Genomic DNA, 18,858 nt, shown 5'->3' with positions numbered 1-18,858 from the left:
TTTCATAAATTGGAGGTAACAATATGATTGATTTAGGTTTAACTGATAAAGTGGCGTTAGTAACAGGAGGAACACGAGGACTTGGGAGAGCTATTGCAGAGAAATTAGCAGCAGAAAAAGTAAAAATAGTGGTAACGGGAACTAATGAAGAACGAGCAAAACAAGCAGCAAATGAAATATCATCAGCTTATGATGTTGAAGCTTTAGGCTTAAAACATGATGTGAGTTCAGAGGAATCAACGAAAGAGGTTGTAAAAGCTATAATTGCAAGGTTCAAAAGGATAGATATATTAGTAAATAATGCTGGGGTTACAAGTGATGGTATAATGATGACCATGAAAAAAGAAAACTGGGATAAGGTAATAAGTACAAATCTCACGGGAGCATTTAACTGTACTAAATTTGTATCAAAGCAGATGTTAAGACAAAAATCTGGCAGTATAGTTAATATGGCTAGTGTTGTAGGTATAACAGGAAATGTTGGTCAGGCAAATTATGCTGCTTCTAAGGCTGGGCTTATAGGTTTTACTAAAACAACAGCAAGAGAATTAGCAGATCGTGGCATAAAGGTAAATGCTGTTGCTCCAGGATATATAGCAACAGATATGACAGCAGCACTTCCAGAAAAAGTAACTGAAGAGATGTTATCCAAAATTCCAATGAAAGCTTATGGTAGGCCTGAAGCAGTAGCTAGTGCTGTTTTGTTTCTCGTTTCAAACATGTCAGAATATATTACAGGGCAAGTTATAAATGTTGATGGTGGTATGGTAATGCAGTAAAACCATTGGGAGATTTAGACGGTGGAAAATCCTAACTATTATATTGATATTAAGGTGGAAAATTAAATGATAGATTTATTTAAAGCATTTACTATGAAGGAAGATTTTTTTTACGATGGTGCATTTATTGCCAAAGTAAAATATCAACGCTTCCAATCAAAACTAGATAATGAAATTTATAAAAATGAAATTGTAAAAAGCAGCAGAAAGCTTTGTGTAATTAACTGTAGTGGATATGTTAATAATGAAATTGCAGAAACATTAACAGTTTATTTAATGATGAATGTAAAGGTTAAAGAATCTGTTCAAAAAGAAAATGTTAAAGACTGTGGAACTTTATGGCGCAGTTTTTCAAAAGAAGAAATTTCAAATTTTAGTCACGTAACAGGAGATACAAATTCTATTCATCTAACAGAAAATCCTGTTGTACAAGGGTTATTTATTCTTAAAGAACTTTGTGATACTACTCAAAGTAATGAAATAGAAGTGAAATATATTCATCCTGTTTATGGTGGTAATCCAGTATACATAAAGCATGAAGAAAATCTCATCAAAGGTTATAGTAATGATACATTATGCTTTCAAGCACTTTGTATTAAATAAAATCCATATAGTACTAAAATTTATGCGATATGAGGATGCAGTGAAAGTTTGAATTTTAACTTTTACTCCGTGATATATGATAAGTGTGTCATCACGGCTAAATGTTTTAATTATTCTAAAGTCCTAAGTTTTGGAAAGCCTAAGAACTTTGTCAAACTCGGTTCCCTCAAACAGGACTAAAGTTCTAAGGCTTTCCAAAACTTAGAACTAAGAATAATACTAAAACAATTTAGCTAATGTGATGACACACTTATCATATATCACTGCATAAAAGTTAAAATCAAAACTAGTAACTTCAAACGTACACATATAATTATATTGTCATAGGTGATTTTATCAATTCAAAATTATATTTAATCTATAACTTATAACGCTTAGAAATTAAGGTGGAGTCTTACGCTGTAATAATGTATTATGTATACAGTTTAAAGTTACTTCGCTTACATTCACTTGTGTAGCATTATGCTCATATTAAGTCAAAATTGCATGTACAAAAGTTAAGTTATACTTAGTGTAACAGCGCCCCAATTTACTTTAAGCATAAAGTAAGCCATTTCATTATATATATCTAGTAGTGTGATTGATATTAGGAGATGGTATTTATGAAATTTAAATCTATAGCAAATATTCTAACAATACTAGCGTTTATTATGAGTGCAGCTGAAGTGGCAGCAATGTTTATGAGAGTGAAATTACCAGAAATCATAATAACAATAATTATAATATTTTTATTTGTTGCTAGTATGTCTGAATTTGTGGAGACTCGTAAACTGAGAAAATTAGCATATCCTCTAATTATAATTTATTTTCTTATGGTAATGCCTTTTATAGGAGAATTTATACATAGCAAAACTCTAAATATCGGTTTTGCGGTATTAAGTTTTTTTATTACTATGATATTTTTATATAGGGACTTAATGCGAACCAGTAAAGAAAAAGGATAACTAATATAATTAAACTCTCCACTATAACACCAGACTTTTGATTGATGGTATTATAGAATAGAGGTGAATTAAAAAATGAATACCTATAGGACGGCAGAAGTGGCAAAAATAATAGGGATACATCCTAACACGGTGAGGCTATATGAAGAACTTAGCCTTATTCCTAAACCTCGCAGGCAATCTAATGGTTATCGTGTTTTCACAGACCTTCATATTGAGCAATTTAAGCTTGCAAGAATTGCTTTTAAAATTGAAGTGCTTCAAAATGGTCTGCGTAAAAAGGTTGTTGAGATTGTAAAATTATCTGCAGCAGGAAATTTTAAAAAAGCTATTTCTCTTACACAGGATTATGTAGAGCAAATACAAAAAGAACAGAGTAATGCAGAAGAAGCCATAGAAAGTGTAAAACAATTATTATCTAATGAAACAACAGATACATTATCTTTTAAAAGGAAAGAGGCTGCTGAATATTTACAAGTTTCCATGGATGCTTTGAGAAATTGGGAAATGAATGGATTATTAAGTGTAAAGCGAAAACAAAATGGTTATCGTGTGTATAGAGACGAAGATATTAGACGATTAAAAATTATTCGTTCCCTTCGTTGTGCAAATTACTCTCTTGAAGCTATATTAAGGATGATTGAAGCATTATCTAAAAATCCAAATGTGAATATTAAAAAAGTGCTTGATACTCCTAGTGAAAATGATGAAATCATATCTGTATGTGATAAATTGATTACTTCTTTGAAATGGGCTGAAAAAAATGCTCATGTAATGCTGTTTCACATTAAAAAAATGAAAAGACAATTTTCATAAAATGATTTTTAAGTTCATATAAGGTATCTGAAAGAAAATAGACTACCAGGTGCCTTATTATTTTTTTGAAGATGTATAAGGCTTAATGATAAGAAATGTGATGGGGTAAACCCTACACTTTAACACCAATCTTTGTATTGGTGTTATTCTTTTTGTGTAAATAAGTTCAAAGGAGGAGAAAGTTATGAAAACCGTCATTAAGGTTGAAAGATTAAGCAAATTATATGGAAGAGTGCCGGCAATTGAAAACGTAAATATTACAATTTCTCGTGGTATGGTATTTGGTCTTTTAGGAGCAAATGGTGCAGGTAAAAGTACGACCATTGAGTGTATTTTAGGAACAAAAAAGCCGGATAGTGGAACAGTGTCCATTTTGAATAAGAATCCACAAATAGAACGTAAAGAGCTGTTTGAAAAAGTAGGTGTTCAATTTCAAGAATCAAATTATCAGGAGAATATAACAGTGGCCGAATTGTGTCAGGTTACGCAGTCACTTTATAAATTATCTGAGGATTATAAAGCTTTGTTAAATCAATTTGGACTTTCTGATAAGACAAAAAGTCTTGTCAGCAAGCTTTCAGGAGGGCAAAAACAAAGGTTATTTATTATACTTGCATTGATTCCAAAGCCTGAAGTTGTATTTTTAGATGAGCTAACCACAGGGCTTGACACAAAAGCAAGGCGTGATGTTTGGAAATGTCTTTTACAATTGAAGGAGAAAGGTCTTACTATCTTTTTAAGTTCTCATTTCATGGATGAAGTTGAAGCTTTATGCGATAAAATTTGTATTCTTAAAAGTGGGGAAATAATATTTGATGGAACAGTACAAGAAGCAGTTGATTTAAGCCCTTTTGAAAAATTTGAGGATGCTTATCTTTGGTACACAGAGGAGGAAAACAAATATGAAAACATTTAGTACAATGCTTAAAATTGAACTAAAGCTATCCCTGAGAGGAATGGATATGTTCATTTTTGCAATATGCATGCCAGTGGTAGTAATGATTATTCTAGGTATTATATATGGAAACAAGCCCGCTTTTTATGGATCAGAATATACTTTTTTAGCTCAATCTTTTGGAGCAATATCCACCATAGCTATTTGTGCTGGTGGCGTTATGGGACTTCCTTTAGTAGTATCAGATTATCGTAATAAAAAGATTTTGAAGCGATTTAAAGTAACGCCAACAAGTCCAGCATTAATTTTAGCAGTTCAGGTAGTCATTTATACTCTCTATTCACTTGTTTCATTAGTGCTTGTTTATGCTGTTGCAGCAATTTTCTTTGGTTATAAGTTAAACGGTTCATGGCTTCAATTTTTAGGTGGGTATTTTTTAGTAATGATGTCCATGTTTAGCATTGGCATTATGGTTGGAGGCATTGCACCAAATACAAAAATAGCAAGTGTTATAGCGAGTATTTTGTACTTTCCAATGCTAATCTTTTCTGGAGCAACATTACCATATGAAGTAATGCCGAAAGCACTTCAAAAATCAGCTGATATATTGCCTCTAACACAAGGAATAAAGCTTTTAAAAGCTGCTTCTCTTGGTTTGCCTGTGGAAGGTGTTATTTTTCCTATTGTTATAATGGCTGTACTTGCTATGATTTGTATAATTGTTTCTGTTAGATTTTTTAGATGGGAATAATTTATAAAATTATCACAAATAATATTAAAAAAGAAACTTCATGAAGTGATGTGAAAAAATATAGGTGAGGTGTTAATTGTGAGTGATAAATCAAAAGTTATGAAGGTAAAGAAAAATTCTCAAGGTGATATAACTGATGTAATGCTTGAAAATGGCAATGTGTATTCAATAGACGAAGCAGTAATGATGGCAAAGGACGATTTAATAGAGGGAGTAAATGTTGGAAAAGCTAAAAATGGTAGAGAATATTTGAGAAGTAATCCAAATGGTAGCGAAGGTGATAATTTAGACAATAAACCAATTTTTTAGGTTTTAAATAGCATCTGAACTAAAAATGTTAGTAAAAAGGATATGCTGGGTATAAACAGTATATCCTTTTACTAATATCTAAATATCTGGTTATATATTGATTTATTTTTACTAGATTCCTTGTAGCGTTTTTTAAGTAAAAAACAGCAGATTTTTTAAACGCTAAATTTAATTTAATAATGAACGACGCGAAAATGTTATAAACTAAATTTAAAGCTTCTAATTGCTAAAATTACATCAGCAATACTATTTATATTCTTTTCTGAAACACTAGATATACACAGTCTTAAACAATTAGTATGCTTTGTATTATATTCTTTTAGAAAAAATTCTTCAGCAGTTTTTATCAAAATTCCGTGGTTATAGAGCTTCTTCTCAAGTTCCATAACATTTACATATGTTGGCAGTTGTAGCCATATAAATATTCCATGCTTTGGAACATGCCATATGAGTTCTTCAGGACTCAATGCTTTAAAAATTTCTTTAGCTTTTGCTAGCTTTATTTCATAAGATTTTTTCACTTTTTTTATATGTTTTTCATACATGCCTGATTTTATGAAAATATCTAAAGCTGCCTGTGTAAGATTGGAGGAACTAAGATCACTTAGATACTTAAGATTTAATACAGGTTTAATAATGGATTCAGGAAATACAGCTGCACCTATTCTTATTCCGGGCATAAAAGTTTTTGAAAAACTCCGTATGTAAATAGAACTTTTATTAATATCATAATAATGAATAGGCATGGATCTATTTTCATTTCCCAAATCTGCTAAATAGTCATCTTCTATGATAAGTACATTATATTTATTACAAAGCTCACAGGTTTTTCTTTTACTGTTTTCAGAGAGTGTATATCCAGTGGGATTATGATGCCTTGGAATTATATAAAATGCAGTAACGTTTTCGTTTTTAAAGATTCTTTCTAATTCATTAAAATCATATCCGTTAAATCTCCTTTCAATACCTATAGTTTCTATCTTTAAGAACTTTGCAAATTCTAATGCAAGATTGTATGTAGGCACTTCAACAAGTAAATTTCCTTTGGTGTTTTGAAAAATTGCTTGAAGTACAAGAGTTATGGCTTGTTGAGCACCATGTGTTACAACAATATTTTTAGAAGTTGTATAAATACCATCCTTTTCAAACATGGATTTAAGAGTATCCCTAAAGGGTGATAATCCAGCTTTTGTCCCATAGCCAAACAAAGTGTTTTTATATTGATCTACAGCCTTATTGATTACGTGAGTAAACTCTTTATAAGGAATTAGTTTATCATCAGGTTTTACTGTATTAAAATCAACTTCCTTTTGAACTATCTTTAAATCTTCTTCATAATCAACTAGATAAAAGCCTCCTCTGGGAATACTAAATAATTTATGTTCTCTTTCAAGTTCATTGTAGGCTTTATTTACAGTGATTTTATTAATAGAAAGTTCAGATGCTATTTTTCTGCAGCTAGGAAGACGATTACCCTTTTTTATGTTTCCATCCTTAATCTCTTTGAATATATATTTTTTTACTAAGTCAGTCTTATTTATTTTTTTCATAATGCACCTCAAATTGATTTTGTAGTAGTACAGATTAAATATATTGAAATTGAACTATTAATTCTTTAATTATATACTTAATTTATAATAGTTTAAACACTATTTAATGTATTCTGCAGAATACAATACAACTTTTTAATTTGAAAAATTAGTTCTATGAAAGCTGGGATATAATGAAATTATTAAAAGAAAATAAATATAGACAAGTATTAGAAAAAATATATGAGATTCCATATAATACTTTATTTGCAAGGTGTGTGCTGCAATCAAAGGCTCCTGGAAAAGTGTTTGTTGATAACTTAGATAAACCTAGAACTGTTCTTATTTCTACTCTATATGGTATGTCTCTACTTTTTGGAGATACTGAAAATTTAGAGTTTAATACAAGCCTCGCTGATTATATGTTAAATGTAGATGGTCATAGATTGAAATCTGAATGGTTGCAGGTCTATCCTGAAAAATGGAATGATAAGTTGAGAAAAATATTAAATAATAAAATAATAGATTATTCAAAGTTATCAAAGCAGTATTCCCAATCAGAACTTAAAATTTTTCTTGAAAAAAATAAAAAGGACCATATAATTCAATGGGCTCGAGTGAACTTTGAATATAAAAATGCTGATGAAAATATGAAGCTTGAATCTGAATATAGCATAAAATTAATAGATTCTGATATTTACGATGGCATAGAAGGTACTGTGATACCGAAATATTTTTGGAAGTCCAAGGAAGATTTTTTAGCAAATGGGGAGGGATATGCGTTAATGAAGGACAATAATATAGTATCTGCAGCATTTTCCTCATGGAAGATTGAAAATGAATTAGAAATTGGTATAGAAACATCAGAAAAATATAGGGGTAATGGCTTTGCAAAAGCTATTTGCAGCGTTATGTTGAATTATTGCAAAGTAAACGGATATTTACCAATATGGGCTTGTAAAAGAGAAAATACTGGCTCGTATAAATTAGCAAAGAGTTTAGGATTTAAAGAAACTTTTATTATTCCTTATTATGAATTGGTAGAATAAAATTAAATTGCAGGATGTATTTCTATATATATGGTGGCAAGAATTAATAGATAAATTCTTTATAGAATTTATCTAATCACTTTCCCTTGTAAATTGTAATTTCTCAAAATACATGATTATTTCAACACTTTAATATAGTATATATTTAAAAAAGTAAATTTGTGATATTATATAATAGTAAACGTAGTAAGTAATAAGGGGTGATTAAAGTTGTGCAGAATAAATCCAAAGGTAGATTTTGCATTTAAAAAGTTGTTTGGAAGCCCAGAAAATAAGGATATATTAATTTCATTTATAAATTCAATAATAAGAGAAGAAGAAAAAATAAAAGATATAGAATTAAAAAATCCTTATAACATAGCAAATTATAGAAATGGTAAAATGACAATATTAGATATAAAAGCAGTAGATGAAAAAGGAACCTGGTATGATATAGAAATGCAGCTTGCAGAGCAGGGATATTATGATAAAAGGGCATTTTATTACTGGGCAAAGGTGTATTCAGATCAAATGGAAAGTGGAAATGATTTTACACTTTTAAGAAAAACTATATCTATAAATATATTGGATTTCAACTATCTAGAAGAAGAAGATTTTCACAATGTATATAGAGTGTATAATGAAAAAAGTAATAAAGAATTATCAAATTTATTTGAAATGCACTTTATAGAACTTGATAAGTTTAAAAAGGATTTTAATGAGGTAAATAGTACGTTAGATAGATGGATAGCGTTTTTAAATAGGGCCTATGAATTGGATTTAGATAGAATACCTAAGGAATTAGCAGAAGATGAGGTAGTAAAAAAGGCTGTAGAAAAGCTAGAAATAATGTATCTTGATAAAGAAGAAAGAGAAGAATATGAAAATGATTTAAAAAGATTAAGGGATTATAGAGCAGCATTTAGAACGGCAGAAGAAAAAGGTATACAAAAAGGCATGGAAAAAGGTATACAAAAAGAGAAAATAGATATAGCAAAGAATTTACTGGATGTGTTAGATGAAGAAATTATAGCTTTAAAAACAGGATTAAGCGTAGATTTTATAAGGAATTTAAGAATTAAATAGAATTAATTTTATGGTGTTAGCCTAATTTAAATTTAGAAATGAAGGGAGATTATTTTTGTGTTAATGTTGATTGTATGTGCATAGCAAAGGCTAGTGTATGTACAGTACAAACTAATATGTAAATAGCCTTTGCAAAATCCTAAAATAAGTTTTAAATTAGGAGGAGCACAGAGTTGGGCTATAAAAGAGCATTGGATATATTACCAGCAGAGCTTGTATCTATAATTCAGGATTATATTGATGGTGAATATATTTATATACCAAGAAAACAATGTAATAAGAGGGCATGGGGAGAATTGACAGGAAGCAGAGATGAGAATTTTAATAGAAACTTAGAAATTTATAATAAGTATAAAAAAGGAGTGTCTATAGACTCTCTTTCTGAAATGTATTACTTGTGTCCTAAAAGTATAGAAAAAATATTATCAAAGGCCAAATTGAAAATAGAGTAATTAAAATTCGTCATTTAGCAGGAAAATGCTTTATGGCGAATTTTTAATTATGAAAAGTTTTGGCGGTTATTTAATGCAAATATAAATAGTATAATTTTCATAGTTAAAATATTGATATTAAGGAGAATGTTTAGTAATGAAATTGGAAACTAAAAGACTAACCATAATACCGCTAAATTTGGAACAATTTAATTTGATGTTAAAGGGTATGGATAAAATAGAGAATGAACTAGGATTAAATAATTCATATGAAATTTTAGATGACCATACTCAAAAGGCAATGGAGGGACTTTATAAGGAAGCTGAAAAACATAAGGAAAATTATTTATGGTATACAAATTGGCAAATAATATTGAGGAAAGAGAATGTTTCTATAGGAAGTGCCTGCTTTATGGGACAGGCTGATGAAAGTGGTATTGTTGAAATTGGATATGGTATTAATGAAAAATATAGAGGTAATGGATATATGACAGAAGCAGTAGAGATAATTTGTAAATGGGCGTTAAGAGAGCAAGGCATTTCAAGAATTATAGCATTAACTGAGAAAGATAATTTTGCATCTCAAAAAGTGCTGCAAAAATGCGGATTTATAAAATATAAAGAAGATGGGGTAAATAATAGTTATTTTATAATAAAAAAATAAAAATGTGATTTTTGTATTGAAATTTGTTTCTTTTGAATAATTGAATACAAAGTATAAGTGCTATCAATGGAAATTTATTAATATAAAATTTAATCGTTTTTGAGGTATTATATATAACTTCTAAAAATAAATCAAATTATAAAAATATTTATGAACTACTTTTTAAGTGAAAATAATCAAAATATAATTACATGGTGTTTGTAAAATTATTGAGATGTTTTGTTAGTAAGGAATAAAGCATATGTCTTATAGTAATATTATTATAAGAGACATATGCTTTATTCTTTGTATAATAAGTGAGTAAGTTTTTACATAAGATAAAATATAATATGAAAGGTAATTTTATTAGTTTTAAAAGAGGTGCGTTATGATATCAGAAAAGAAATTAGCAGAAAAAAGATTAACGGAAGCTTATAATAATGCCAAAATTGAGTATTTTGACAATAATTCTAAATATATATTCTTCAGTGATTGTCATAGAGGAGATTGTACACCATCTGACGAATTTGCAAAAAATCAAAATGTCTTTTTATTTGCATTAGAATTCTATTTTAATAATGGATATACTTATGTAGAAGTCGGAGATGGAGATGAACTTTGGGAAAGTTCTAATTTTAAAGCAATAAGGCTGGCACATGATGAGGTATATTCTCTATTAAAAAAGTTCTTTGACTCCAAAAGGTTAATTATGTTATATGGTAACCACAATATATACTTAAAGTATAGCGATTTTGTAAAAAAGAATTATTATAAATTCTACGATGATTATAATCAGGAATATGTAGAGCTATTTCCTGGGATTATCCCATGTGAGTCAGTATTGTTTAAACATAAAAATACAGGACAGGAAATACTGATTGTTCATGGTCATCAAGGAGACAGGATGAATGACAGATTGTGGCATTTTACTAAGCTTACAGTAAGGTATTTTTGGAGATATCTTCACTCAATAGGCTTCATCAATCCTGCAAGTCCTGTAAGAAATGCTGAAAAGATTCATAAAATTGAACGCATTTATAGTAATTGGATCGAAAAGAACAAGATTATGGTTATCTGTGGGCATACGCATAGACCACATTTTCCCAAAGTTAATGAATTACCTTACTTCAATGACGGTTCCTGTGTACGTGAAAGTGGAATACAGGGTATTGAAATAGTAAATGGGAAAATAATGTTAATTGAATGGAGTATTCGATATGACTCATCGGGTGATCTTCATATAAAAAGAAAAATATTAAGAGGTCCAAAGCCAATTGAAACATTTGATTTAAGAAATAATAAAACAAATTTATGATAAAAAGGTATCAAGTTGGTTAAATAAGTGGGGAGATTTGAAAATTATATCCTGGAAGGATTAGTTTGATAATATTTGAATCATTATATTTAATCTGATAACCAAAAATAAACTATTATATAAAAAAATACAAACATGGTATAATATCCATATAAGTATATTTCAATTTTACTTAATAGTGAATTTAGAGGTGAAATGAGAAATGAATTATTTTAAAAAGTTAGTAGGAAAAAGGATTTATTTATCTCCTATGAATGTTGAAGATGCAGAAACTTACGTTAAATGGCTTAATGATTTTAGTGTTACAGATGGGATAGGAACTTCCTGTAGAATTGCATCTTTGGAAAGTGAAAAGAAATGGATTTTGCAAAATAATGACAAATATCAGTTTGCGATAGTTAATTTAGAAAATGATAAATTAATTGGTAATTGTGGGATTCAGGGAATTGAACAATCAAGGCAATGTGCAGAAGTTGGATTGTTTATTGGTGATGAAGAAAATCGTAATAAGGGATATGGACAGGAAGTACTTAATTTATTATTAAATTATGGGTTTGATTATTTAAATCTGAATAATATAATGTTAAAAGTTTTTTCATTTAATGAAAGAGCAATTAGTTGTTATAAAAAAGTTGGATTTAAGGAAATAGGAATAAGAAGACAAGCTTATTATTTTAAAGGCAAATTTTATGATGAAGTATATATGGACATTTTAAAAGGAGAATTGTAAGATTTAAAGGATTTTTTATAGTGCTGAAGAAGTTTCAGCTTAATATTATTAACACATTTTAAGTTATAGAATAAAACTGAATCATGTGTGACTTTGCATACACATGATTCTTTATTAAAATATATTTTATCTTTATTTAATACTTTTTCATAGCAGTAGAATGTTTTTTCCTTTCCTAAAAAACTCATTTCTCCAGCTAAGTCATAACCACATTTTTTAAATAATGCATTCATCTTTGTGTTTATTGAATAAGTATAAGTAAATTAGAATAGTCAAAAATGTATTGGGGGCACATATGGTAGATAAAGAATCAAAACAAAAAATATTAACAACCTGTTTGCTGATAGTATACTTGATAATATTAACTTGGATTATACTATTTAAAATGCAATTCTCAATTCAGCAATTATACCAGTTTCGTAGTATTAACTTAATTCCATTCCATAAATCTGTAATTGCTAATAATAGGATTCAAATTTCAGAGATATATAACAACGTGCTTGTATTTGTTCCTTTTGGACTTTACATTAGTATGTTGAAAAGCAACTGGTCTTTTTTTAGAAAAATTCTTCCAATAGTAATTGTGAGTTTGTTTTATGAAGTAATGCAGTTTATATTTGCAATAGGTGTGTCTGATATAACTGATATTATAGGAAATACTTTTGGAGGAATTATTGGAATTGTAATTTATTTTGTTCTTCATAGGTCATTCAAAGCAGATTTAAAAATAAATAAAATCCTTAATATTATTGCATTAACTGGAACAATTTGTGTGATAATGCTATTAACAATTTTAATTATAGCTAATGCTTGATGATTACATTATCCAATATGATAAATTTAGATGCATATTAGGAGTAATTTAATTATGTTTATTGAATAGTGTAACAATTGGGGTAGAGTGCTTAAATAAAGGAGGGGATTAAGCTGGACAAATGGGAATATAAAAGTATTAAATTTGAAACTAAAGGTTTCTTTAGTACATTGTTAGAAATTGAAGACTTTAACTTTAAACTTAATGAACTTGGGAATGAAGGCTGGGAACTAGTATCTTGTATTCCAATAGGTGGAAGTGACGGACAAACAGTAGAAGTAACAGCTGTTTTCAAAAGAAAAAAATAGAAGTTTTTTATAAAAATTACTTTCATATAAGATTCACTGATAATTTAAATTTTACTTTTGTATATGGAAATTTACCAATAATAAGAAAAGTGAAAGTGCCTTTAAATCTTTGAAATATAAGCTATAAAGGTATTTTTTTATTTAAAATTATATAAGGATGATGAAGAATTAATTGGGAAAATAAAAGCAGCGTTTTTTCATATAAAAATATTATTAGGAATAACTTTGCAGTTTAGTATTGAATATGTATTTTTGAACTAATTTTTTGTATACTACAACCAATAAGTGTAAAAATTTTAATATTAGCATGATAGAATAATTATAGGATGATTTTTTAAGGTGCGAAACTTAAGTTACATATTTTATAATGGAAGTTTCTATATAACAAGCCTATTATTAATTCTTGGAAGAGTATAAAAGAAGTTCCCTCTTCAAATGAACTAAGTGACAAAATGAGCAAACAGTTAAAAAAAGATGGATTTAAATTTGTAGGCAGTACAATCTGCTATTCTTTTATGCAAGCAGTAGGAATGGTAAACGACCATACAACAGACTGCTTTTGTTATGATTTATGCTCAAAAGAGATTTAATGATAAATGAATGTAATGTTTATAAAGTGTGTTATAATTAACCCAAACATACAAAATTAAACTTTTTTAAGAGGATAGAGGACAATGAAGGAAGATTTTTAATGACTTATTTCGCTAAATCGAAATATTGCTTTATATAAATTGGAAATTTGTTTTGCGTTAGCAAAATAAGATTTAAAATAAATTAGCTTTCTGATGTAAGGAGGAAAACTCACCTTCATTGTCTTCTGAAAAAAGTTATGTCGCATTATGCTTTTTATATTAAGCTAAAGTTTTATATGTGCAGAAGTTGAGCGGCTAAGTATTGTAATTATTAGTATTGATTTAAGAAGGTGAAAATGTGTATAATATCACAGAATTGATTGAAAGATTATGTTATAAAGATAATAAAGTTGCATATCAAGCATTACAGATGTTAGAAACTGAAAGTGAAAAATCTAATGAGGTTTATAAATTTTTTGATAGGTTTGTTGAAATGATTGAAAATAAGAATTCATATATAAGAAACAGAGGCATTGTCCTAATATCTGTTAATGCTAAATGGGACACGGAAAATAAAATTGACAAAATTATAGATAATTATTTAAAACATATCTTGGACGAAAAGCCAATTACGTCTAGACAATGTATTAAGGTATTGCCAAATATTGCAAAATATAAATCAAATTTAGTTGAGTGTATACGAGAAGCGTTAATGGAAGCAGATGTAGCGAAATATGATAATAGTATGCAGACATTATTATATAAAGATATTTCATCTTCATTAAAGAAAATCAAATGATAAACTTAATAAATTTCAAATGTGAAAGTTATTGTATATTTATTACTGATATTCCATTGAGGGAAAGGTACGGTAAAATGTTAAACAATCAATTATTAAGAGCATTAACCTATTGGAAAAGCTGAAATTACTAAAGCTTATATGACAGGGTCAATCAAATATAGTCCCTATTTTCAATTAGCCATTTCAACATTTGATGATCAAGCCGTATTTAGTGTGAATCTTTATGGAACACAAGCTGATAGAAATACAATATTATTTTTTTTGGATAAATTTATTCAAGAATTGAATATTTGTTATATTATGATACAATACAAAAGTAAATAAATTTACTATTATAAACTATAAGGGGGAATATATGTGTTAAGTAAAAAAATCAAGATAGTTACAATATTAGCAAGCTTTTTAATCATTTCATCTCTTACTTTTACTGAGGTCAAAGCGGCTGGAGTAACAAGACTAGGTGGACAGGACAGATATGAAACATCTGCTAATATAGCAGGGCAGTTTGATAAATTAAATGCAATAGTAATAGTAAATGGTGAAGATTATCATGATGCTATCTCAAGCTGTGTTTTCGCTAAAAAAATGGGGGCAGCTATTTTGCTTACAGAAAGTAATACTCTTAGTAAAGCTTCATTAGGCTTTTTAAATAGCAATTTGTCTAAAGACAAAAATGTTTACATCATCGGAAACACTAAAAGAGTTAGTTTAGCTGTAGAAAGCACAGTTAAAAATTTTGGATTTATCAATGTAGAGAGAATTTCAGGGCAAAGTGACTATGATACAAATTCAGCTGTATTAGACAAAATGAATGTTGATGAAGGAACACCTGTAATTTTTGTAAGTGGTGCAGGTTATGCAGATGGAATTTCTATAAGCGGTATAGCAGCAGCTAAAGGTTATCCAATTCTCATGACAGATGTTAATAGCATTTCTAGTTCTACAGCAGAAGAATTGAAAAAAATAAAACCTTCAAAAATTTATTTTGTAGGTGGAAATGGTGTTATATCTCAAACTAACAGAGATAATATACCAAGTATTGCTGGTGTTTCTAAAGAAAATATAGTTAATTTAACTGGTGCAGACAGATATGAAACAAATTTAAATATAATGAATCAATTTAAATTACAAAGTGACACTGTTGCATTTGCGTATGGCGGAGAAGACAATACAGATGGTAAGTTTGCAGACGCTTTAGCAGGAACAGCATATGCAGCAGCTAAAAATGCACCAATTCTTTTAGTTAACAATAATAACAATAAGCTTCAAAAACAATTCGTTGACAGCATGAAATATTCAAGTGTTTTGGTTTATGGTGGTATAGGCTCTATATCAGATAACCTACTGGGATTACTAATAAGTAATAGTAGTTCGGCAATGTCAGCCTATAGTGCAGTGTTACAAAATGGAGCTATGTTTTTTAGTACAGATGATAGCAAAAGTGAAAGCTTAAATGATTTTTTAAATGATAACAATGTTATTACTAATAAACAAAGTATAACACATTTTACAGTGCTTGATATGGATGGTGATAACATACCAGAAGTTATTCTAGAGTTATCATCAACTAATGCACCAGAAGCATATGAAATACTTCACTATAAGAATGGCAAAGTATATGGATATCATCGAGTTTTAAGAGCACTAGAAGATTTAAAAAGCGATGGTACTTTTCTAGAATCAGGTGGTGCTTTTGATCATACTTTTGCAAAACTTAAATTTAATGAAAATGGTAGTGATGAAATTCAAATAGCAGCAGAAGTCTCCAACCAAGAAAATGGAAATATATCAGAGACATACTACATTGGAAACAAAATAGTTACAAAAAAAGAATTTGACGATTTTATGAATTCAAATAGTAAAAGTAAACAAGCAAACTGGTATGTATATAATAATGAACAAGTTAGTACAGTAGTAAAATGAAAGTAGTGTAAAAATAGGTACATCATTGCTCTTTTATGCAGTGATGTACTTACTTTTTTATAATGTAGATATTAACATAATTCATAAAAAAATTTAAAGCAAAAAATAAATTGACACAAAGTCTTTTATTGAGAAGCAATTTTGTTAAAATTAGCAACTTAGTCAGTTTGTGAATGATAAAAGTGTAAAATTACCTCTAGGATTATGTAAAAATGTGGATAACGTCGTATAATTTTCATGATAATTAAATCTCAGTTGTAGGATCTTACGACTTAATCAATTAAACTTCAGATAATATATTTTATTTAGGGGGGTAAAAATATGGTAAATAACTTTAAAGTATTGAAGGGAGACGTTGAAGCTGCTATTAATATAATGAAAGAAGTAACAAAATGGGGACGTTCAGTTGGGTTAAATGTCTGGAAAGACGAGTACCTTACAAGAGAAAAATTAATGATCAGTAACAATGAAGATGACTTTTGTATAGGACAAGTTTCAGATGATAATGCTTGCTGCATGATATTACAATGGAAGGATACTCTGTTTTGGCCCCAAGAAAAAGAGAACGAGGCAGGATATATACATAAGTTATGTGTTAGAAGAAAATATTCAGGAATGGGATTATCACGAAAAATGGTTGAATTTGCTATAGGGGAATGTAAAAAAAGAAACATTGGATATTTAAGATTAGATACAGGATGGAATAAGAAAAAGTTATGTAATTTATATGAAAGCTTAGGGTTTAAATTAGTTGGCAAAACTTTATTAGCTGATAGAGGTGAATTTGCTTTATTTGAGATGAAAATACAAAAGTAAGAAAGGATAAAGCAAAAGGTATCTTTGAGTTGCTTTGGGTCATAATCTTCTTTTTTAATAAAACAACTGAAAAAATAAATAATTATTAAATTAGGAGATGCAAATTAGAGAAAAGGTAAATTTTATCTTAAGGAAAAGAATTTATAGACTTGAGGCAATATTGTTTTATAAAATATCCTTAATTTGAATGCAGGTGTAGCCTATATATTTACTGATAATGTATATATTACCGATGACAGTACATGTTTTCATGAGCGTTTAGGGTATAGGAAAGTTGATCGTTTTGGTGAATAAAATTTTATAGTGGAGATGGAGAATAAATGAATATTAATATTATACTATTTAATAACTTTGAGACTCTAGATATATTTGGACCAGTGGAAATACTAGGGCAAGTAGAAGACTATCAAATACATTATTATTCAGAAGATGGGGGTATTATTACCAATGCACAAAAGCTTAAAATTGCAACCGAACCTATTAGTTCGGCAGATGAAAATGGTGTATTAGTTATTCCAGGAGGAATGGGGACAAGAGAATTAGTTAATAATATCTCCTTTTTAAATAAATTAAAATCAATTGCAGAGAAATCTACATATTGTTTATCTATATGTACTGGTTCAGCAGTATTAGCAAAGTGTGGAGTTTTAAAGAATAAAAAAGCTACATCTAATAAACAAGCTTTAGAATGGGTAAAATCAGTAAGTGACCAAGTAAACTGGATAGAAAAAGCACGTTGGGTTGTTGATGGAAAATATTATACGTCATCAGGTATTTCAGCTGGAATTGATATGGTGTTAGGCTTTGTTTCAGATAGATTTGGTAAAGATAAAGCTACAAAAATTGCTAATGATATTGAATATATATGGAATGATGATTGTACAAATGATGTATTTGTAAGATAAATTTTAATTTGAAGTGGAGATTACTTATATTATTTGCACAGTAAGAAGTATTTTCTACTTGGAACATTAAATAATTTAATAGAATATTCCATTATTAATTTGAATTTTGAGATGTTTTTGTGTAATATTGTGAAAACACTACGCCATCAACAAAGTACGGCGTAATGATTTAAATAAGATTTTGTCTCTTTAAAACTTTATAGAATGTGTAGGATATAAGTAGTGAAGTAAAGTATGAAATGTATGTTGCAGCTATATTCCAATGATTATAATAAACTACTCTACCAATCAATACTCCACATCCCTCTAATAATGTTAGTATTAAACTTGTTATAGGCAAGCCAATGTAGGCACTAACATCATACTTTCTCATAAGTTCAATACTAATACATGGGTAAATGCAGAACAGTCCTATATTAAATGGTACTCCTGAAAGGTTAACAAGTTTAAATGGATATAGGTTCCAAAAATAGTAGAATCCTAAATTGTTGACTATAAATGATATAACACTAGCAAAGGGAGCAAGGGAATATATAATGTTACGTTCACGAATAATAATTAAGGCAATTACCCAGGGAATAATAAAACCAAATATAATATTTAAAATCATAAAGACATACCTCTATAAGTAATATTTAGATCAATAATTTATAGGATGTTAATTTTCTAATTATCTATAAGAAATTAATTAGATTTTCATATTTTATTTGGTATAGATAACAAATATATTATTTACCTAAATTTCGTACAAATATAAAACTTATATTTGCACATAATTTCCTGTTAGCATTAACCATAATATTCCTTTAGCTTCCAATTTTTTAGGCGAAGCCTACTGGGATAATATACAAATGTTAAA

At 28.6% G+C, this 18,858-nt stretch carries 21 protein-coding genes and 1 pseudogene; 20 read left to right on the top strand and 2 right to left on the bottom strand.

Annotation, left to right across the window (positions count from 1 at the left end; translation table 11 throughout):
* The first annotated feature begins 23 nt into the window (after positions 1–23).
* From fabG to HBE96_RS11345, 7 genes are all read left to right on the top strand, one after another.
* Complete coding sequence (fabG, locus tag HBE96_RS11375) at positions 24–779, top strand: 3-oxoacyl-[acyl-carrier-protein] reductase (RefSeq protein ID WP_169297871.1); 756 nt, start codon at positions 24–26, stop codon at positions 777–779.
* 66 nt (positions 780–845) lie between these two features.
* Positions 846–1,382: a MaoC family dehydratase gene (locus tag HBE96_RS11370; protein ID WP_169297870.1), complete on the top strand. Its 537-nt coding sequence runs from the start codon at positions 846–848 to the stop codon at positions 1,380–1,382.
* Between the two features lie 602 nt (positions 1,383–1,984).
* Positions 1,985–2,326 (top strand): hypothetical protein, encoded by a 342-nt coding sequence (locus tag HBE96_RS11365; protein WP_243186908.1) that lies wholly within the window; start codon positions 1,985–1,987, stop codon positions 2,324–2,326.
* A 75-nt stretch (positions 2,327–2,401) separates the two neighbouring features.
* Positions 2,402–3,142 (top strand): MerR family transcriptional regulator, encoded by a 741-nt coding sequence (locus HBE96_RS11360; protein WP_169297868.1) that lies wholly within the window; start codon positions 2,402–2,404, stop codon positions 3,140–3,142.
* 184 nt (positions 3,143–3,326) lie between these two features.
* Positions 3,327–4,058: an ABC transporter ATP-binding protein gene (locus HBE96_RS11355; protein WP_169297867.1), complete on the top strand. Its 732-nt coding sequence runs from the start codon at positions 3,327–3,329 to the stop codon at positions 4,056–4,058.
* A complete protein-coding gene (locus tag HBE96_RS11350; RefSeq protein WP_169297866.1) occupies positions 4,045–4,788 on the top strand; it encodes an ABC transporter permease in 744 nt (247 codons plus the stop codon). Before HBE96_RS11355 ends, HBE96_RS11350 begins: the two co-directional genes overlap by 14 nt.
* 78 nt (positions 4,789–4,866) lie before the next feature.
* Positions 4,867–5,097 carry a DUF3892 domain-containing protein gene (locus HBE96_RS11345; RefSeq protein ID WP_169297865.1) on the top strand — a complete coding sequence of 77 codons (231 nt, stop codon included), beginning with the start codon at positions 4,867–4,869 and terminating at the stop codon, positions 5,095–5,097.
* Positions 5,098–5,294: 197 nt separating this feature from the next.
* On the opposite strand, the gene HBE96_RS11340 is transcribed toward HBE96_RS11345, so the two are convergent.
* Positions 5,295–6,647 (bottom strand): aminotransferase-like domain-containing protein, encoded by a 1,353-nt coding sequence (locus HBE96_RS11340; protein ID WP_169297864.1) that lies wholly within the window; start codon positions 6,645–6,647, stop codon positions 5,295–5,297.
* A 173-nt stretch (positions 6,648–6,820) separates the two neighbouring features.
* Here HBE96_RS11340 and HBE96_RS11335 point away from each other — a divergent pair, with 173 nt between their 5' ends.
* From HBE96_RS11335 to HBE96_RS11270, 13 genes and pseudogenes are all read left to right on the top strand, one after another.
* Positions 6,821–7,675: a GNAT family N-acetyltransferase gene (locus HBE96_RS11335; protein WP_169297863.1), complete on the top strand. Its 855-nt coding sequence runs from the start codon at positions 6,821–6,823 to the stop codon at positions 7,673–7,675.
* A gap of 210 nt (positions 7,676–7,885) precedes the next feature.
* Positions 7,886–8,740, top strand: a complete 855-nt coding sequence (locus HBE96_RS11330; RefSeq protein ID WP_169297862.1) for an Rpn family recombination-promoting nuclease/putative transposase — start codon at positions 7,886–7,888, stop codon at positions 8,738–8,740.
* A gap of 173 nt (positions 8,741–8,913) precedes the next feature.
* Positions 8,914–9,192, top strand: a complete 279-nt coding sequence (locus HBE96_RS11325) for a CD3324 family protein (RefSeq protein ID WP_169297861.1) — start codon at positions 8,914–8,916, stop codon at positions 9,190–9,192.
* Between the two features lie 136 nt (positions 9,193–9,328).
* Entirely contained in the window at positions 9,329–9,835 is a 507-nt protein-coding gene (locus HBE96_RS11320; RefSeq protein WP_169297860.1) for a GNAT family N-acetyltransferase, read from the top strand.
* A 367-nt stretch (positions 9,836–10,202) separates the two neighbouring features.
* Complete coding sequence (locus tag HBE96_RS11315) at positions 10,203–11,129, top strand: metallophosphoesterase (protein WP_169297859.1); 927 nt, start codon at positions 10,203–10,205, stop codon at positions 11,127–11,129.
* A gap of 202 nt (positions 11,130–11,331) precedes the next feature.
* Complete coding sequence (locus HBE96_RS11310) at positions 11,332–11,859, top strand: GNAT family N-acetyltransferase (RefSeq protein WP_169297858.1); 528 nt, start codon at positions 11,332–11,334, stop codon at positions 11,857–11,859.
* Between the two features lie 295 nt (positions 11,860–12,154).
* Positions 12,155–12,673: a VanZ family protein gene (locus tag HBE96_RS11305; RefSeq protein WP_169297857.1), complete on the top strand. Its 519-nt coding sequence runs from the start codon at positions 12,155–12,157 to the stop codon at positions 12,671–12,673.
* Between the two features lie 95 nt (positions 12,674–12,768).
* A complete protein-coding gene (locus HBE96_RS11300; RefSeq protein WP_342590177.1) occupies positions 12,769–12,981 on the top strand; it encodes a DUF4177 domain-containing protein in 213 nt (70 codons plus the stop codon).
* A gap of 380 nt (positions 12,982–13,361) precedes the next feature.
* A pseudogene (locus tag HBE96_RS11295) lies at positions 13,362–13,571 on the top strand (DNA-3-methyladenine glycosylase I); the annotation flags it as partial.
* Between the two features lie 340 nt (positions 13,572–13,911).
* Entirely contained in the window at positions 13,912–14,352 is a 441-nt protein-coding gene (locus tag HBE96_RS11290) for a SufBD protein (protein WP_169297856.1), read from the top strand.
* A 360-nt stretch (positions 14,353–14,712) separates the two neighbouring features.
* Entirely contained in the window at positions 14,713–16,278 is a 1,566-nt protein-coding gene (locus HBE96_RS11280) for a cell wall-binding repeat-containing protein (RefSeq protein ID WP_169297855.1), read from the top strand.
* Positions 16,279–16,599: 321 nt separating this feature from the next.
* Complete coding sequence (locus tag HBE96_RS11275) at positions 16,600–17,094, top strand: GNAT family N-acetyltransferase (RefSeq protein WP_169297854.1); 495 nt, start codon at positions 16,600–16,602, stop codon at positions 17,092–17,094.
* 320 nt (positions 17,095–17,414) lie between these two features.
* The gene (locus HBE96_RS11270; RefSeq protein ID WP_169297853.1) at positions 17,415–17,999 is read left to right on the top strand and encodes a DJ-1/PfpI family protein; all 585 of its coding nucleotides are present in this window, start codon (positions 17,415–17,417) and stop codon (positions 17,997–17,999) included.
* A gap of 169 nt (positions 18,000–18,168) precedes the next feature.
* Here HBE96_RS11270 and HBE96_RS11265 read toward each other — a convergent pair whose 3' ends face one another.
* Complete coding sequence (locus HBE96_RS11265; RefSeq protein ID WP_169297852.1) at positions 18,169–18,609, bottom strand: hypothetical protein; 441 nt, start codon at positions 18,607–18,609, stop codon at positions 18,169–18,171.
* Between the last annotated feature and the right edge of the window lie 249 nt (positions 18,610–18,858).

Source organism: Clostridium muellerianum (assembly GCF_012926525.1).
GTDB lineage: Bacteria > Bacillota > Clostridia > Clostridiales > Clostridiaceae > Clostridium_AM > Clostridium_AM muellerianum.
The sequence above is the reverse complement of the archived record's forward strand: the minus strand, read 5'-3'. Positions and strand labels throughout refer to the sequence as shown.

What these genes read in the sequence shown, in the direction of transcription:
- HBE96_RS11320 (WP_169297860.1), top strand. Translation starts at nt 9,329, where the DNA reads ATGAAATTGGAAACTAAAAGACTAACCATAATACCGCTAAATTTGGAA.
- HBE96_RS11305 (WP_169297857.1), top strand. Translation starts at nt 12,155, where the DNA reads ATGGTAGATAAAGAATCAAAACAAAAAATATTAACAACCTGTTTGCTG.
- HBE96_RS11265 (WP_169297852.1), bottom strand. Translation starts at nt 18,609, where the DNA reads ATGATTTTAAATATTATATTTGGTTTTATTATTCCCTGGGTAATTGCC.
- HBE96_RS11340 (WP_169297864.1), bottom strand. Translation starts at nt 6,647, where the DNA reads ATGAAAAAAATAAATAAGACTGACTTAGTAAAAAAATATATATTCAAA.
- HBE96_RS11335 (WP_169297863.1), top strand. Translation starts at nt 6,821, where the DNA reads ATGAAATTATTAAAAGAAAATAAATATAGACAAGTATTAGAAAAAATA.
- HBE96_RS11270 (WP_169297853.1), top strand. Translation starts at nt 17,415, where the DNA reads ATGAATATTAATATTATACTATTTAATAACTTTGAGACTCTAGATATA.
- HBE96_RS11350 (WP_169297866.1), top strand. Translation starts at nt 4,045, where the DNA reads ATGAAAACATTTAGTACAATGCTTAAAATTGAACTAAAGCTATCCCTG.
- HBE96_RS11315 (WP_169297859.1), top strand. Translation starts at nt 10,203, where the DNA reads ATGATATCAGAAAAGAAATTAGCAGAAAAAAGATTAACGGAAGCTTAT.
- HBE96_RS11365 (WP_243186908.1), top strand. Translation starts at nt 1,985, where the DNA reads ATGAAATTTAAATCTATAGCAAATATTCTAACAATACTAGCGTTTATT.
- HBE96_RS11360 (WP_169297868.1), top strand. Translation starts at nt 2,402, where the DNA reads ATGAATACCTATAGGACGGCAGAAGTGGCAAAAATAATAGGGATACAT.
- HBE96_RS11275 (WP_169297854.1), top strand. Translation starts at nt 16,600, where the DNA reads ATGGTAAATAACTTTAAAGTATTGAAGGGAGACGTTGAAGCTGCTATT.
- HBE96_RS11355 (WP_169297867.1), top strand. Translation starts at nt 3,327, where the DNA reads ATGAAAACCGTCATTAAGGTTGAAAGATTAAGCAAATTATATGGAAGA.
- HBE96_RS11370 (WP_169297870.1), top strand. Translation starts at nt 846, where the DNA reads ATGATAGATTTATTTAAAGCATTTACTATGAAGGAAGATTTTTTTTAC.
- fabG (WP_169297871.1), top strand. Translation starts at nt 24, where the DNA reads ATGATTGATTTAGGTTTAACTGATAAAGTGGCGTTAGTAACAGGAGGA.
- HBE96_RS11310 (WP_169297858.1), top strand. Translation starts at nt 11,332, where the DNA reads ATGAATTATTTTAAAAAGTTAGTAGGAAAAAGGATTTATTTATCTCCT.